This is a genomic window from Deinococcus sp. Arct2-2 (assembly GCF_004801315.1).
GTDB lineage: Bacteria > Deinococcota > Deinococci > Deinococcales > Deinococcaceae > Deinococcus.
In genome coordinates, this window is sequence record NZ_SSNW01000016.1 from 1 (window position 1) to 15099 (window position 15099).

At 61.0% G+C, this 15099-nt stretch carries 15 protein-coding genes; 5 read left to right on the forward strand and 10 right to left on the reverse strand.

The genetic code is table 11. The features are described from left to right. Positions 1-206: 206 nt before the first annotated feature. The 5 genes from E7T06_RS08935 to E7T06_RS08955 all read right to left on the reverse strand — a co-directional run bounded on the left by E7T06_RS08935 (position 207) and on the right by E7T06_RS08955 (position 3941). Positions 207-1622 (reverse strand): aspartate kinase, encoded by a 1416-nt coding sequence (locus tag E7T06_RS08935; protein WP_136365491.1) that lies wholly within the window; start codon positions 1620-1622, stop codon positions 207-209. A 112-nt stretch (positions 1623-1734) separates the two neighbouring features. Further along, on the reverse strand, positions 1735-2541 hold the full coding sequence (locus E7T06_RS08940; RefSeq protein ID WP_240740929.1) for a CopD family protein: 807 nt from the start codon (positions 2539-2541) through the stop codon (positions 1735-1737). Then, positions 2538-2936, reverse strand: coding sequence for a copper resistance CopC family protein (locus E7T06_RS08945; protein ID WP_136365492.1), 399 nt, complete (start codon positions 2934-2936; stop codon positions 2538-2540). Before E7T06_RS08945 ends, E7T06_RS08940 begins: the two co-directional genes overlap by 4 nt. 99 nt (positions 2937-3035) lie before the next feature. Beyond that, positions 3036-3482, reverse strand: coding sequence for a DUF1775 domain-containing protein (locus E7T06_RS08950; protein WP_136365493.1), 447 nt, complete (start codon positions 3480-3482; stop codon positions 3036-3038). 87 nt (positions 3483-3569) lie between these two features. Continuing rightward, on the reverse strand, positions 3570-3941 hold the full coding sequence (locus E7T06_RS08955) for a DUF2946 family protein (protein ID WP_136365494.1): 372 nt from the start codon (positions 3939-3941) through the stop codon (positions 3570-3572). Between the two features lie 165 nt (positions 3942-4106). Between E7T06_RS08955 and E7T06_RS08960 the strand changes: the two genes are divergently transcribed. Beyond that, positions 4107-4673, forward strand: a complete 567-nt coding sequence (locus tag E7T06_RS08960) for a YceI family protein (RefSeq protein ID WP_136365495.1) — start codon at positions 4107-4109, stop codon at positions 4671-4673. A gap of 104 nt (positions 4674-4777) precedes the next feature. Here the strand turns inward: E7T06_RS08960 and E7T06_RS08965 are convergent, their stop codons facing one another. Continuing rightward, a complete protein-coding gene (locus E7T06_RS08965) occupies positions 4778-6847 on the reverse strand; it encodes a hypothetical protein (RefSeq protein ID WP_136365496.1) in 2070 nt (689 codons plus the stop codon). A gap of 482 nt (positions 6848-7329) precedes the next feature. Between E7T06_RS08965 and E7T06_RS08970 the strand changes: the two genes are divergently transcribed. From E7T06_RS08970 to E7T06_RS08985, 4 genes are all read left to right on the forward strand, one after another. Next, entirely contained in the window at positions 7330-7869 is a 540-nt protein-coding gene (locus E7T06_RS08970; protein WP_136365497.1) for a hypothetical protein, read from the forward strand. 83 nt (positions 7870-7952) lie between these two features. After that, entirely contained in the window at positions 7953-8435 is a 483-nt protein-coding gene (locus E7T06_RS08975; RefSeq protein ID WP_136365498.1) for a hypothetical protein, read from the forward strand. Further along, the gene (locus E7T06_RS08980; protein WP_136365499.1) at positions 8432-9178 is read left to right on the forward strand and encodes a fimbria/pilus periplasmic chaperone; all 747 of its coding nucleotides are present in this window, start codon (positions 8432-8434) and stop codon (positions 9176-9178) included. Before E7T06_RS08975 ends, E7T06_RS08980 begins: the two co-directional genes overlap by 4 nt. Next, positions 9156-11480, forward strand: coding sequence for a hypothetical protein (locus E7T06_RS08985; RefSeq protein ID WP_136365500.1), 2325 nt, complete (start codon positions 9156-9158; stop codon positions 11478-11480). The genes E7T06_RS08980 and E7T06_RS08985 overlap by 23 nt, the downstream gene beginning before the upstream one ends. A 9-nt stretch (positions 11481-11489) precedes the next feature. Here the strand turns inward: E7T06_RS08985 and E7T06_RS08990 are convergent, their stop codons facing one another. The 4 genes from E7T06_RS08990 to sucC all read right to left on the reverse strand — a co-directional run bounded on the left by E7T06_RS08990 (position 11490) and on the right by sucC (position 14976). Beyond that, a complete protein-coding gene (locus E7T06_RS08990; protein WP_136365501.1) occupies positions 11490-11867 on the reverse strand; it encodes a hypothetical protein in 378 nt (125 codons plus the stop codon). Between the two features lie 189 nt (positions 11868-12056). Continuing rightward, a complete protein-coding gene (locus E7T06_RS08995) occupies positions 12057-12638 on the reverse strand; it encodes a hypothetical protein (protein WP_136365502.1) in 582 nt (193 codons plus the stop codon). A gap of 259 nt (positions 12639-12897) precedes the next feature. After that, positions 12898-13809, reverse strand: a complete 912-nt coding sequence (sucD, locus tag E7T06_RS09000; protein WP_136365503.1) for a succinate--CoA ligase subunit alpha — start codon at positions 13807-13809, stop codon at positions 12898-12900. Positions 13810-13812: 3 nt separating this feature from the next. After that, positions 13813-14976, reverse strand: coding sequence for an ADP-forming succinate--CoA ligase subunit beta (sucC, locus tag E7T06_RS09005; RefSeq protein WP_136365504.1), 1164 nt, complete (start codon positions 14974-14976; stop codon positions 13813-13815). Between the last annotated feature and the right edge of the window lie 123 nt (positions 14977-15099).

Genomic DNA, 15099 nt, shown 5'->3' on the forward strand with positions numbered 1-15099 from the left:
CAGCAGAACGCAGTTCCTACCTGATTCTCAGCTTTCCAGACAGTCTCTCATACGAGATTAAAGAGAGTCCCAAACATATGGTGTTGCCCTCTCCCACAAGTGGAGAGGGGCGCTGCGCCAGCAGCGGGGTGAGGGGGCCACCGGGAAGACTGTCAAGGAATCATCTTAATTTCGTATCACTGACTACTCACCACTCACAGATGTTCCTACACGCTGCCAGCCACTTCCTGCAAGGCGAACGCCGCATGTACTGCCCGCGTCGCGTGTTCTACCTGTGCGTCTTCTACCGCCACGCTGATGTTCAGCTCGCTGCTGCCTTGGCTGATCATCAGAATATTGACTTCATCGTTGGCGAGTGCGCCGAACAGCTTGGCCGCCACGCCTTTTTGCCCGCGCATGCCGCTGCCCACAATCGCCAGCACCGCCACGCCGGGTTGCTCCTCTACTTTCAGGTCTCCGCTGACGGCTGCACGCAAGGCCGACACGGTGCGCTCGGCATAGATGCTCTGCACAGCCAGAGACACGTTGCTCATCGAACTGCTCTGCGAGACCATCAGCAGGGTAATGTTTTCGCGGGCAATGGCGGTAAACAGGCTGGCGACGACCTCCGGCACGCCCAGCACGCCTGCTCCGGTCACGTTGATGATGCTCACGTTGCGGATGGCGGTGACGGCCTTGACCGGGTGGCGGGCGTCATCGTGCGCCTCGGCATGAACTAAGGTGCCGGGGAAATCGGGGTTGGTGGAATTTTTGAGGCGCAGGGCAATGCCGCTTTCTTGCAGCGGGGTCACGGCCAGCGGGTGCAGCACTTTGGCCCCGAAGTAGGCCAGTTCCATCACTTCGCCGTAGCTCAGCACTTCAATGTTGCGGGCGTCTTTTACGACTCTGGGATCGGCACTCATCACGCCGTCTACGTCTTTCCACGCCCACACTTCGGTGGCTGCCAGCGCCTTGCCGATAATCGTGGCGCTGAAATCGGTGCCGCCGCGCCCCAGCGTGGTCAGTGCGCCCTGTTCGGTTTCGCCCATGAATCCGGCCACCACTGGGGTCACGCCCGCGTTGAGCAGGCCGCTGAGTCGGTCTTTGATACGGGCGTAGGCACTGGGCAAGGGCCGGGCATTGCCGAAATGCGTGTCGGTCACGATGCCTGCCTCGCCGCCCGTGACGTGGTGGGCACGCTGGCCGGACTGCTCGAGGGCCAGCGTCATCAGGGGGGCCGACAACCGCTCGCCAAAAGACACGATCAGGTCACGGCTGCGGGGCGTCAGTTCGCGCAGGAGGTACACGCCGTACACCGCTTGGCGCAGGGTTTCGTGCATCTCGCGGATTTCGCGCACAGCGTCGCTGTCGGGGGCCGCGCCGAGTTCCTGCGCCGCCGTGAAGTGCCGGGTGCGCATGGCGGCAATATCGTCGTTGGCCGCAGCGATATCGCCCGTTTGGGCGGCCTCGGCCAGCCGCAGCAATTGGTTGGTCACGCCCGCCATCGCAGACACCACCACCACCACGCGCACGCCTTCCCTCACGCTGCGGCCCACCAACGACGCGCTGTGGCGAATGGCGCGGGCGTCGCCCATGTTGGTGCCGCCGAATTTCATGACCAGTAAGGTGGGAGCGTCTGACATGTACGCAGTATGAAGCCCCCGGCTGGGGTGGACAGCGGGGCGTCTGGGCAAGCGGGGCTGAAGGAGTCTGGGCAGTCCTTAGACCCTTAGACCCTTAGACGCCCTCCCCCATTCAGTGCCCCTCCATATTCATTTGCCCCGCGTCATGCGTGGGTGGCGGCGTTTCCGACAAAGTGGCTGTCACCGCCAATACACCCACCAACAAGGCCAGTTCCAGCGCCAACTGGGGCCGAATGCCCAAGGCGCGGGCAAAGGCGCGGCGGGCCACTGCGGCGGCCAACAAAGCCAAAGCCACCAGCCCCAGCTTGATCATCAATGTGACGCCGTAAGTGCTGTCCCAGACGCCCCAAAGCCTTCCGGTATGCTCCAACGTGGCAAATGTTCCGGTAAGCGCCAGTGTGCAGACGCAAGCGGTAGCTATCGGCGTAAAGCGGGCCGCATGCGCCTGTCCTGCGCCTCGCAGGGTCAGCAGGGCCAGCACACCGCCCACCCACAGGCACATGGCCCCAGCATGAATGACGTGCAGCAAGCGAACCGTCGGGCCATGACTCGCGCCGTGTCCGACTCCCGCCAGTCCCCACAGCGTTACAGCGGCGGCAGCGGCAGTCAGCAGGCGGGGCCACTGCCCCAATTCGGCAGCCAGCAGCAACAAGCCACCAATCAGGATCAGCATCAGGGCGCGGCCCGCTCCGGTTTGGGTCATGTAATCGAGATAATCGGCGGGAGCCGTGAACCCCACGACAGCCAACGTCGCTAGCAGCGTCAGGGACACTCCTAACACAAGCAGCAAGCCGCCCACGCCCAACACGCGGCGGGCAGGATGAGCAGGCGTCAACTGGCGGCGGGTAAAAATACCGCCTACCAGCAACACGACGCCCGCATACAGCAGGCCTTTGGCGAGAATGAGGAGCGGAATCACCGGACGCGGAACAGGCTTTGGCCGGTGACGGGGTGACCGTCGTCAGACAGCACGGCCCACGCGATCAGGTACGGGCCTGCTTTGAGGTTGGCCTTCAGCGGCAAGCTGAGTTTGGCCGCCATGCCGCTGGGGACGGGGCCAGTGTTGACCAATTGGGGTGAATCGGGCTTGAGGCCCAGTGCCAGCTTTGTTACCTCGGCGGGCGTTTTTCCTAGGGGCATCGGCAGGACACGGAAGGTGGCAAAGCGCAGATTCACAGGTTCGCCAAAGCGCAGCAGCACGGCTTTGGGGGCGCTGACAGGTAAGGCAGGTGTCGGGCTGACCACCGTAACAACGGTGTGGGCAGAGGCCGTACTGAGGGCGGCACTAAACGATAAGGCAAGAAGCCGGTTCAAGAGAAACCTCCGGGGTGAACGGGGCGGAAGACAGAGCAATCTATCTTTCCGCCCGGTGGATGTGAACGATTTTAGGGTGCCAGATTTAGGGTGTCAGACTTACTTGATGTTCGTCTTGCTGGCCGGGGTTTGTTCCGGATCGCTGTCATCCCACGCTACCACCGAGCCGTCGCTGTACTTTTGGTACACCTTCCAACTGACGGCCCCGGCGGTGTCGGGATTGCGGGCAGTAAACAGGAAGCGGGCATATTCCATCGGGGCGATTCGGCCGTTCCAGACCACTTCGGTGATGAGGCCAGCGGAATTTGTGGCTAGGGTGCGGGTAAACCCCGGCATCGTCTGAAAGCGGGTTACGGTCATGCCTGCCGGAACCACCAAGCGGACTTCAGTGGTGCTGATTTCTTTTTCGGTGGGCACATTCAGGCGGTAGGTTTCGTTTTTGCCAATTTCAGAGGAGGTCAGGCCCGCTTCGGTTTTGACGGTGGCGTGGGCGGCGGCAAACGGCACAGCAGCGAACATGGCGGTCAGAATTAGGGATTTGAACATGGAAAATCTCCGGTGGGTAAAACTGAGTTGGCTGGGGCACGGGGCATAGGAACGGCCCCTGCTCACACGGCGTGCAGTGGATTTGGCTTAAGCGTGATGTGGTGGCGCACGGGCATCGGCGTGACGCAGGAGAGCGACGCGGAAATACACCGCCACTGGTGGACTGGGGGCCACGTGAACGACTGGCGCGGGTGGCAACGCGGCGCTGTCGGCTTGCAGTGCGAATGCCCCAGTCAGACAAAATAGACAGTGGGCCTGATGGTTTTGCGGGTGCTGGTCTGAAGAGTCGGGGGAAGCGGCAGCAGCGGCTGTTGCATGCTGCATATGCATCTCGCCCATTGCCAAACCCTCAGGGAGCAGGGCCATCAGCGGGCCGCGCACGGGGAAGGCGAAGGCGGCAAGGATGGTCAGCAAGGCGGTTAGCCAGCGTTTGCCTCTATCCCACCGTCCGCGCTGCATCGTGCAGGCAGTGTAGCGACCAGAGCTGGACAGGTGGCCTTTCCTCTCTGTGTTATTCCAATGTAAATAAAAATGACCCAGCGCCCATCACTCAAGGTAGAGCGATCTTCAGAGTCAGTCAGCTTTATCTCATTTGCTTCACGGCTCAGGCCTCACCATGAAAGTATGACTCACCCCTCAGCTTTGCGTTGGATACAGATTTCTGCGTGTGCGGCGACATTATTGGGGGGAGCGCAGGCCGCCACAACCACCTATTCAGCGGCGGGCGGCACGGCTACCTTTGAACACAAGGTGCGGTTTATCAATGTGAAGGGCAATATTGCGGACGTGACCAGCACCGTGCAGCTTGATGCGGCAGATTTGGCCGCTACCAAAGGCACCGTGACCGTGCCCGTGGTTAAACTGAAAACTGGGCTGGGCCTGCGCGATGATCACGCCCGCAGCGAAGTGGCCCTCAACGCCGCCAAGTTTCCGAACGCGGTCTTTACGCTGGACAAGCTGACAGGCGGCAAGTTACTAGAGGGACAAACGCTGTCCACGACGGCCAGCGGCAAGCTGACCATCAAGGGCAAAACGCTGCCTGTGACTGCGCCGGTGAAGGCCACGTTACAGGGCGGCAAGGTGAATGTCAGCACGCAATTTAAGATCAATCCGCACGATTACGGAGTGGACTATCCGGGCAGCAGCGATTCGGCCACGCTGAACGTGACGTTTACGCTCGCGCCGCGCTGAGGGAGAACTGGTGCGGGACAAATGTAATTGAGGCTCAAAGCTTCTCCCGTCTTGCCGCCTTTCTGAGAGCGCCAAATAGGGGCAATTTCAAACGCCTATGCCAATCAAGTGAACGATAGATCGGCCAGATGCAGCACCAGATCGTGTGCCCGGATGCCCAACACCAACGCCGCACCGGGCGCAGGCAGGGGGCCGCACGCCCTATACCATTGGCCGCTTTCGGGCACACTGATGGGCTGGGCCGATTCGCCATCGGTGATAGGAAGCAGGCAGAGGGGAAAGACATCGGCGCTGTTGTAGGGCGTTTCTAGGTAAAAGCTGAACTGCCAATGCCGAGCGCCGGGGGGCGTGGGCTGATGCAGCCGCAGCTCGGGTGGGTGGTGGCCGCGTGCGCCGAGCCGCAAGACCGTAAGCAGGTTGGGGGCAAGGTGCAGACGGTAGCCGCCGGGCAGCGAGACGGTGGTTTCTGCGGGTATGGCTGCTGGGAGTGAGGAGAAGGTCGAGCGAAATGGGACAGCCTGCACAGGCAGCGGGGGTGTGGACGGTGGAATGTGGCCGGAGTAAGGGGGCGAGTCGCTCCTCTCAGACTGGCGCAGGCTGGCCCGCAATGCAGAATCCAGCGTTCCGGCCAGTGCCGCCCGTTGCAGTTCGCTACGGAAAGCCAAGGGATGCTCGCCGTCGGGCACGCTGAACTGGCCGCTGGGTAAGGTAACGTCCAAATGCGCCGGAACCCGTTCTAATAGCCCCGATTGCAGGGCACGCTCTAACGCCTGATGGGCGAGATTTTGCTCGCTTCCCCCTCCCCGCGCCGCCTGCCGCAGCGTGTGCAGGGCCGTTTCTGCCGAGAAGGGGCCGGGCAGGGCCGCCAACGGTGCAAGCAGAGCCATGTGGCTGTTCAGGACTTGATACGCCTCCCCGATCAGCACGGCCCGCACTTCGGGCGGCATAGGGGCACGCTGGGGCAAGGGCTGAGGCAGCGGCAAAAGGGCCAGCGCCGCCGTTGCCCACCCCTCGGATTGGCGGGCCACTTGAAACAGGTGCCGCTCGCCAGGCGGGTTGGGAGGCGGCAACTCGGGGGGATGCAGATCGGAGGCGGCCAAGGGGCGAGACCGGCTGAGCGTAAACCGTTCGGGGCGCACATGGCGGCCCAGAAGCTGCATCAGGGCTGCTTCGCGGGTGTCGGTGGTGACCAGCACCAACAAAAAAGGCAGCGGCCAATTCAGCGCAAAGTCAAACAATGGGGCCACTTCTTCAGATAGGGCCTCGGCTCCGTGCATCACGACGGTCAGCGGTGCATTGGCCTCTAGCAGCAGGGCCGAGAGCGCGGTCATGGCCTGAGCCGCAGGCAGAGAGCGGGCCATCAGTGCGTGCAGGGCGGGCCGCAAATCTTCGCGCAGCAGGGGCAGCAGCCGCATCATCAAGGACATGACCAGCAACGTAGGGTGCGCCACGGCGTCAAGGTGCGCCACCGGCCAAGGATGCTGTTCTAGGGCCGCTTGTAGCAGTTCGCGCCGCCCGCTGCCGTGCCGCCCTACCAGCAGCAGCAGATGGGGCGCACGCTCGGCCAACCGCGAAGCCCGCAGCAACTCGCCAGCCAGCGGCCCCGCCTGCGCCCGTGCCGGATGAAAGGCCTGAACGTCGGGCGGGTGAGCCAAAGTCAGGCCAAGTGCTTCGGCCCGGTCTTCCAGCACGGCGATGTGGGCACTCTGGCCCTGCTGGACGGCGTGTGACAGCGCGTGTTGCAAGGTGTGCTGCACCTGAGCCGAAATGCGGGCGCGTTGGCTCTGGAGCCAGGGCAGCAGGGCCGGACTCATGGCGTCGTCTAAGCCGCCCAGCGGTGGGCCGCGCAAGAGTTGGGGCCAAGTATGTTCAGCGGCAATGGGCGCGGTGGCGACGTGTTCCAGTTGTGCCCAATCTGTGGGCAAGGTGCAGCGCAGCAAAGGCGCACGCCCCGACGAGAGGTGTACTCCGGCTTGCCGCAATTTGGAGAGTTCTACCCGCAAGCTGCCCAAGCCGCCACCAGTGGGCCACAGCAAGTTGGCCACCGTCTCGCGGTGTATGGGGCGGTCTTCCAGCGTCAGGTAAGCCAGTAGCGCCAGACCTTTGGCCGACACCTTAACTGGCCCCGCCACCGTATGCAGTGAAGTTGCACCCAAGAGATTTGGGGTCAACATACAAGGCAGGTTACCTGCAAACTCACCATCATGAAAAACCTCACGTTTTAATGGCGGCCCCTTCTCATTTGTTTTTTATTCTACACTTAAAGAGTGTTAATGACGACTAATTTACACAGTTTATATACGATTGGACGTGAAAGGCGAAAAATCTACTTTAACGTTGACAAACTTTTACTTCACCTTTGGTGAGCCTGATGCGCTTGACGTGAGTTAGGTGTGTTTGGTCTCAAGCATGCTCCCTAAACTGCCGGGTAATGTAACCAAAGTCTGATTTTAGAGCCGGATATAGCTTCACCACACTTTAACGTTGAGCTTTACGTCATAGCGGGGCCGAACTTGACGCTCTGCCAGTTCGCCCATAGAGTGACCTCAGTTCAAGACAACTTCGCACTGCAGAGCACTTAGACCCATTTGGCCTCCGGGGGGATGCCGGGTCTGTGAGTTGGACTGCGTCGGGGAGCAATGAACGGGAGGAAGTTATGAAGAAAATGATGCTGCTCGCCGCAATGATGGTTGGAACCGCTAGTGCTGCACCTGCCGCCAGTGGCAACATCACGTTCAACACTCAGGTCAATAATGTGTGCGCGATTTCCGGAAATGCATCAGGCGGTGGCACCCTCTCGAGCGTTCCGGCCACTGTAAATCAGTCGGTGACCACAGCGGACTACAACGCCTTGCAAAATCCAACCTCTACGGCCACCACTGGCAATATCGGCTACTTGCAGTGCACCACAGGCACCCCGCTGACGCTGACGACCACTCCCTCTAGTGGATCTGCCGCCAATACTCAGAGCGGCAACAGCAGTGCGGCCATCGTCAACACTGGATTGATGAACCTCACCTCTGGGAGCAACACACTGACCGGCAATTACGAAGCCAAGCTGTCGACGACTGCTGCTGCTTCTCGCAACGGTGACGTCTGGCGAGGCGAATTTTCGTTTAAGCCTGATGGGGGCCAGTGGAACGCTCCCGCCGGTGCCTACAGCGGAACTCTGAACTTCACCATCACTTACAACTAAGCTTCCTGTTCGCTGGGCGTTCGGGCTGCTCTGCCCGGACGCCCACTCTCTTACCTCTTCCCTTTCTTTGCCCCGAGGTTGCCATGTTCCCCAACATCTTTTCTCTGCTGCATATGGCGCTGGCCCTCGGCGGAACCGCGCAGGCTGGGTGCGAAATTGCCCGCACTGCTTTCGATTTGACTGGTTACACGGCGCTGCAAGCCCAACAAGGCAGCTTTCAGGTGGACGTGCGCTGCGACGCGGTGACAGACCGTTTTCAACTGGAATTGCTGGGTACGGAGGGGTTTGGGGGTGGGGGGATGGCAACGGTGGCCCAACCGGGTGAGGCTCTTGCCGTCAGACTCAACGCTCTGGAATCCGGTGGACAGTTGCTGATCTGGCTGCAGGGCGCGGGGGCACTGCTGAACGGTGAGGTGATGGAGGGAAGCCAGCGCCTGCGCTTTCCTCTTGCTGTGCCTGCAGGGCAGTGGACTGGAGGCGGAACTTACCGGGCCAACTTGCGCCTCAGCTTGCTGGCGGTCGGCACGCTCAGCACCGCCGATATTTTTTCCGGAGTCAAACCATGATTTTAATTGTCAACTGGTCTTTTTGGCGCACGCTGCTGCTGGCTCTCGGCCTCTTTTTGGGGGTCAGCGCAGCACAGGCGCAGGGATTCGGAGTTGCGCCGACAGTGCTGAACATCAATGCACGCGAGTCGCTGAACACGTCTGCGACTTTGTTCAATACCACTGCCCGGCCCGCCCGTTTTGCCGTGACCCTCAAGAGTTGGAAGATGGTGGACGGGCAAACGGTTCTGGCCGACACCCGTGACCTGCTGATCAATCCGACGACTTTTACTATTCCGGCGGGAAGCAGCCAGATTTTGCGAGTAGGCCTCCGCAAGAACCCCACCAATGAAGAACTGACCTACCGTATTCTGATTCAGCAGTTGCCCCTCGAAGGCAGCATGGCCCAGATCGAAACCCAGCAGCCCAATGGAATTACAACCAATCTCAACTTGGCGTTGGGGTTTTCAGTGCCGATCTATGTGGCGAGTCCAGCCATGAAATCGGCTGTGCAGTACGCGGTGCAGCGTGAAGGCAGCGACCTGATGGTCAAGGTGACCAATCAGGGCAACCGCCACGCTACCTTCAATGGTTTGGCCGTCGTTCGGGACGACCAGAAGGTGGATATACAGTCGTTCGCGGTGCTGAGCGGCGCAACGTTTACGCTCCGAATTCCCGGCCTCGCCGAAAAAAGCGGCCAACTGAAATTCACTTTTCGTAATGAGGATGGGGTGACTGTCAATGACCTCATCTCTGTCCCCTAAAGGACGCACTGGCGCGGCCCACCGTATGCGGCATCCTTGGAGCAAGACGGTGCTATGCAGCCTCATTCTGTGCAGTGGGGCAGTCGCACAATCGGCTGCAACGCCAGTGGTGCCTCCAGTGGCAGCCGCATCTGAACCCCCCGGCTGTAGCGCCACCGAAGAACTGCTGAGTGTGGCTGTAGGCGGCACGGAGCGCGGTACGTTCATTGTGCGGGTCAGCCGCGACGCCCAAGACCGGGTTTCGGTGCTGCTGCCTGCAGCGGTGTTGCGGGCAGCAGAGCAGGCATATATCGCGCAGAACCTAAGCTGCGACGGTGAGGCGTTTGTGCTGCTGAGGCCAGAGATTCAGGTGCGCTATGACCAGAGCGCTCAGGCGGTGCGTGTGTCTCCGGCACTGAATCTGCTGGGGAGCGGCAGTGTCGATTTAAGCCTGCCTGATCCAACTGCAGAGGCCGCCCCTGAGCCTCAGGTGCAGCGTTCGTCTTGGGGCGTGAATGCGGGCGTGCAGGGTACGGCCAGCTACCGACAAAATGGTGCCTCTGGTGCTTTGCCCAACAACTCTCCCAACAGCTATACAGGCGCGGCTTATGTTGGCGTGGGCGCGGCGCAGGCAGGATTGGCAGGCTACGCGGGCCTGCTGGCACGTTCGGCCACCGCCACCCAAGAGGCGTCGATAGAGCTGCGGGCCGCAGGACAATGGACAGTCAATCCCGATCTGGTGGTCTACGGCGCTTGGAATGCCGCCCCCAACGGCAACGATCCGGCCTTTTCTCCGTCTACTTTCCGGGGTGTGGCTGTCGCAGCGCGGGGCGGCTTTTCGCGCCGACTACCCAAACTGGTCATCGAATTGCCAGTAGAAGCCGACATTGAAGTCACCGTCAATCTAAAAAGAATTAGGGCGTTCCGGGCCGCCGCCGGATCGTTGACGCTCCTTAACATTCCGCTCAGTGGGTCTGGGCCGAGCCGTGTGGTGGTCTATATCACCGATGAAACCGGCACGCGGCAAGTAGACGCCGAGGTGCCCGGCAGTGCCCGCGCCCTGCCCCCCGGCGCTTACTTAGCCAATGCACAGGCGGGAATTTCCAACGGCACCTTATCGGGCTCCGCAGCAGTTCAACTGGGACTGGCAAGCGGCTGGACGATCACAGGTCAGGCTGCCGCACAGGGGGCACCCTCGGCAGGCAACCGCTTTTCTGTGCGCGCAAGTGCCGCCTACAGTCAGGCCCGGTTCAGTGTAGCGGGAGGTCTAGAGGCCGTCCGGGCTACCGATTCGGCGGGCGCAGTGAGCCAAGCTTGGACGGCCAATCTCAGCGCCGGAACAAATTTGGGCGCTGGACAACTTCAGGCGTTTCTTAGCCTGCCGCTGAATGACCTGTCGGGCAGCGTGGTGGGGGGCAAGGCCTCTTACACCAACCGCAACTGGCTACTGGGGGCCAGCGCTTCTTCCGGATTTCAGCCCCAATCATGGCAGGCTGGCGCTTCGGCCACCTACTTTTTTGGCCAGCGGGGCAGCCTCACGGCCCAAGCCGACCTGTCTCCCGGAAGCTCACGCATCGGCCTGAGCGCGTCTTTTGTGCCTTGGCCAGAGCTACAGCTGGCGGCGCAAGTTTCGTCTAGTCCCACAGGAGCGCAGATCAGCGGCAGCGCCGGATACCAAATCAGCCCCGCTCAAGCCCTGCGTCTCAACGTTTCTAACGAAGACGCGGCGCTGTCTTATACCTATAACCGAGAAGTCGATGTTCAGGTCACGGCAGGGTTGCATGCAGCGGCGGTTCAGGCCACCGGCGCTTTGGTGTTGACGAATGGAACGGTGCAGCTCAAGCCTGCGCTGGCCCAAAGAGCGTTGCTGATTCAGACTGGTGTTCCCAATCTTCGCCTGTTGCTAGCAGGAACGGTGGTTGCCGTGACCGACGGACGCGGCGAAGCCCTCATCACCGATTTGCCGCTGGGAGAAGTGGTGTCCATCCGGGTTGATCTGGCATCCTTGCCGTTCGGTGTGGCGGTGGGCGCAGAACAGCGTGAGGCCGTACCGCCCCTGAGCGGCGTGACCACTGTGGATTGGCGCGACAACTTTAAAGCCTTCCGGTTTGTTCGTTTTTTTTGGTCGACACAGGAAGTGGCTGCCGGAACCGATGTGCTCATCAATGGTGAGCGTGTGCTGGTCGACGATGAGGGCTACGGCCTTACCCCTCGTTCCTCAGTGGTGTTGCAGGCCGAGATTCGTAGCAATACCGATGCTCGGAGCTGCCGCGTCGACATCGGCCCCAGTGCTGAACAGGCCGCTTGTACGGAGATCCGCTAGAATATAAGGCTAATAGAACGTGGCCCAGCCTGCCTGCTGCTGGTCTGCTTGCTGCACATCGGGAGAAGCGGCAAAGGTGTAGCGGTTTAGGGTTCCGCCCTCGGCAGCGGGCTGCGAGTCTGTGAGGGCCAGCAGCGGTTGTGCAGGCAACTGACCCCACAAAGAGATCACGGTGCGTGGATCTGCCGGACTGAACCCTTGAGTACAGCGCAGCGTCACGCCCTCAGCATCTACACCGCGCAGTTGGCAGGTACCCAGCACGTTGACATGGAACGTGACGGTACCGTGTTCTGCCGCAACAGCAGAGGCAGGAGAGGCACACAGCAGCGCGGCCAAACTGGCCTGAGTACAGAGCTTGAGCAGTCGTTTGAGTCGTAGGTGAACCATGTTGCCTCCCGGATGAACAGGCTTCCGGCTCAGGCAGCGGTCAGCCCTCACCTCGATAAGCCCAGCGTAGACGGCAAAGCCTCACGGGCTTCTCTCCGTGAGCGACATCAATCCGGGATTTTCAACGCGGCAGCACAAAGGGCGTGAACTAAAGCACGCCCGAAGTGAGGTTGGTACGTTTTGCTGGGTTCAGCGGCCCAGAGTCAGAGAAACCTGCGCCGACTCGGCAAACGGAGAGACTTTCACGGCGCGGCCTACATCGACCAGAAAGACGTTCCAGCCGCGCTTCAGGCTCGCTTCGTAGCCCCGGTTGGCCTTCACAGTCACGTCGGTGCCGACCCAAGCCACAAAGACGCTGCTGTTCCCCGAATTCAGCGTGACCTCGTTCAGCGGTTCATTGTCGTCACGTTGGCCGCTGCGGTTGGTGTCGCGGTAGGTAAAGAATTTCAGTTCCGCCGTTTGCACAGGGGCGCTGACCGTGACGGGGTCGATCACGCCGGGCCAACTCACGTTTTGGGCGCTGAGGGAAGTTTGGGCGCGGGCACTGGGAGCGATGGCAGGCAATTCTAGGCGGAATTTGCTGTCTACAACGGGCACACTCACGACCTCTTGTACGGCCTGACCGCTGGGTGTCACAGCCCAACCGCTGACCCGCGTTCCATCGGCAACGCTGCCGGTAACGGTGCCCGCAATGCCCAGCGCGGAAGCCGGGGCCAGCGTGCCCAGTCCCAGCAGGGTCAAGGTGGCGAGGGTACGAGCAGTGAGGTTCATACCCATAGTCTACTCGCGGGCCTGATGTTGGTGTGACGACGGATGACGATCTCTTTACGTGTGCGGGGGAAAATTGGTCACAAGAAAAAGGCCAGAGCGTATGCCCCGGCCTCTCCCCTGTTTTGCTTGCTCATACGGATTCCGGCCATTCCGTTATCCTCCGGAAAAACACCGGAGGCTAACTCCATTCTGGAATCCGTACTGTTTCCCACTCGCTCCGCTCGGATTAAAAGCCCAAATACATGGCTTTTAATCGGAATCAGTTCTGAATATTCAGCGCTTTCTTGACCATGTCCATGATTTGGGGCATGGTGTCGGCCACAGGCACATTCACGGCGGCAAAGGCGGCCAGCTTGCTTTCGGGCGTGCCCACGTTGCCCATGATGATGGCTCCGGCGTGGCCCATGCGCTTGCCAGCGGGCGCACTACGGCCACTGATGAAGGCGATCACGGGCTTCTTCATATGCTTGCCGATGTACTCGGCGGCGGCTTCTTCGTCGGCCCCACCAATCTCACCGATGAGCACGATGGCGTCGGTGTCGGGATCGGCTTCAAACATGGGCAGCACGTCGGCAAAGGTAGTGCCGATCACGGGGTCGCCGCCGATGCCCACCGTCGTCGACGTTCCGAGGCCCGCGTCGCTGAGCAGCTTGGCGGCTTCGTAGGTCAGCGTTCCGGAGCGGCTGATCAGGCCGATGCGGCCCTTTTCGCTGTAAATCTTGTTGGGCATGATGCCCACTTTGCACTCACCGCTGGTGACGAGGCCGGGGCAGTTGCCGCCGATCAAGCGCACGCCCTCGCCACCGTTTGCACGGCTGATGGCGTCAAGCGCCTTGACTTCCTGCACGGCCCGCATCATGTCGATGGTGGGCACGCCTTCGGTGATCAGGATGATCAGGGGCATTCCGGCGTGGGCGGCTTCCAGCACGGCGTCGGCGGCTCCGGCGGGGGGCACGAAGATGATGGAGACGTTTGCGCCGTGTGCCGCTTTGGCTTCCGCCACGCTGTTGTACACGGGCCAGCCTTCAAAGTCGCTGCCGCCTTTGCCGGGGGTCACGCCCGCGACGACTTGGGTGCCGAATTCTTTCATGGCGCGGCTGTGGCTCGCGCCTTCGCGCCCGGTCATGCCCTGCACGATGACCTTGCTGTCTTTGTTGACTAGGATGCCCATGACTTATTTCGCCTCCCCAGCTGAGTTTGCGTCTCTAGAGGCCGCTTCTGCCGCCTGAAACATATCGGGGTACATCTGAATCAAGGGGCTATTCACTTCTGCAAGCAGCGCCTTGGCTTCTTCTTCGGCGGTTCCGGCAATCCGCATTCGCACGGGCTTGGTCAGAATGCCTTCGTTGAGGGCCTGAATCACGCCTTTGGCCACTTCGTCGGCGCGGGTGATGCCGCCGAAAATGTTGATGAAAATGGCTTTCACGTCGGTGTCCTTAGACACCAACTTGACGGCGTTGTACACGATTTCGGCTTTGGCACCGCCGCCGATATCGAGGAAGTTGGCGGGTTTGGCTCCGGCGCGGTTCACCACGTCGAGGCTGGTCATGACAATGCCTGCGCCGTTGCCCAATACGCCCACGTTGCCGTCATCCAGTTTTACGTAAGCAAAGCCGTACTTGCTGGCTTCGATTTCCAGCGGATGCTCGGCTTCCAGTTCGCGCCAGTCCAGCAAGTCTTTGTGGCGGTACATGGCGTTGTCGTCGATTTCGAATTTAGTGTCCAGCGCCAGCGGCGTGCCGTCGGCGTCGATAAACAGCGGGTTGATTTCCACCAACACGGCGTCGCGGGCCAGTGCGGCCTGACTCATCTTCACCATCATGTCGGCAATCTTGTTCAGGTTGCCCTTGAATCCGGCGCGAATGGCGACTTCACGGGCCTCGTAGGGGCGCAGGCCGGTGATGGGATCGACGCGGTGGCGAATGATGGCTTCGGGACGCTCGGCGGCGAGTTCCTCGATTTCCATGCCGCCCTCGGCGCAGGCCATCAGCGTAAAGCTCTGCACGTTGCGGTCAACGATCATGCCCACGTAGTACTCGGTTCCGGCGTCGATATCCACGGCTTTGGTGACCAGCACCTTGTTCACCGTCAGGCCCTTGATGTCCATGCCCAGAATCTTCTCGGCATTCTCGAAGGCTTTGTCGATGGTAGGGCTAAACTTCACGCCGCCCGCTTTGCCGCGCCCGCCCACATGCACCTGAGCCTTGACGACGACGGCCTGACCGTACTCCCGCGCAATGGTGCGCACTTCGTCGGGGGTGTAGGCCACTTTGCCGTCTTGCACGTTCACGCCAAATTGCCGCAGCAGTTCCTTGCCCTGATACTCGTGAAGTTTCACGGTTTCTCCTCTTTGGTTCCCACGCGGGAACAGTCTGTTTTGTGTTGACCCATGCCCGATCAGGCAGGGGCCGCCGTCTTTTCGTCCCGAAGAAGTATAAGCGGCGGGGAGCGGGGGCGGGCG

What these genes read in the sequence shown, in the direction of transcription:
- E7T06_RS08935 (WP_136365491.1), bottom strand. Translation starts at nt 1,622, where the DNA reads ATGTCAGACGCTCCCACCTTACTGGTCATGAAATTCGGCGGCACCAAC.
- E7T06_RS08950 (WP_136365493.1), bottom strand. Translation starts at nt 3,482, where the DNA reads ATGTTCAAATCCCTAATTCTGACCGCCATGTTCGCTGCTGTGCCGTTT.
- E7T06_RS08955 (WP_136365494.1), bottom strand. Translation starts at nt 3,941, where the DNA reads ATGCAGCGCGGACGGTGGGATAGAGGCAAACGCTGGCTAACCGCCTTG.
- E7T06_RS08960 (WP_136365495.1), top strand. Translation starts at nt 4,107, where the DNA reads ATGACTCACCCCTCAGCTTTGCGTTGGATACAGATTTCTGCGTGTGCG.
- E7T06_RS08965 (WP_136365496.1), bottom strand. Translation starts at nt 6,847, where the DNA reads ATGTTGACCCCAAATCTCTTGGGTGCAACTTCACTGCATACGGTGGCG.
- E7T06_RS08970 (WP_136365497.1), top strand. Translation starts at nt 7,330, where the DNA reads ATGAAGAAAATGATGCTGCTCGCCGCAATGATGGTTGGAACCGCTAGT.
- E7T06_RS08975 (WP_136365498.1), top strand. Translation starts at nt 7,953, where the DNA reads ATGTTCCCCAACATCTTTTCTCTGCTGCATATGGCGCTGGCCCTCGGC.
- E7T06_RS08980 (WP_136365499.1), top strand. Translation starts at nt 8,432, where the DNA reads ATGATTTTAATTGTCAACTGGTCTTTTTGGCGCACGCTGCTGCTGGCT.
- E7T06_RS08985 (WP_136365500.1), top strand. Translation starts at nt 9,156, where the DNA reads ATGACCTCATCTCTGTCCCCTAAAGGACGCACTGGCGCGGCCCACCGT.
- E7T06_RS08990 (WP_136365501.1), bottom strand. Translation starts at nt 11,867, where the DNA reads ATGGTTCACCTACGACTCAAACGACTGCTCAAGCTCTGTACTCAGGCC.
- E7T06_RS08995 (WP_136365502.1), bottom strand. Translation starts at nt 12,638, where the DNA reads ATGAACCTCACTGCTCGTACCCTCGCCACCTTGACCCTGCTGGGACTG.
- sucD (WP_136365503.1), bottom strand. Translation starts at nt 13,809, where the DNA reads ATGGGCATCCTAGTCAACAAAGACAGCAAGGTCATCGTGCAGGGCATG.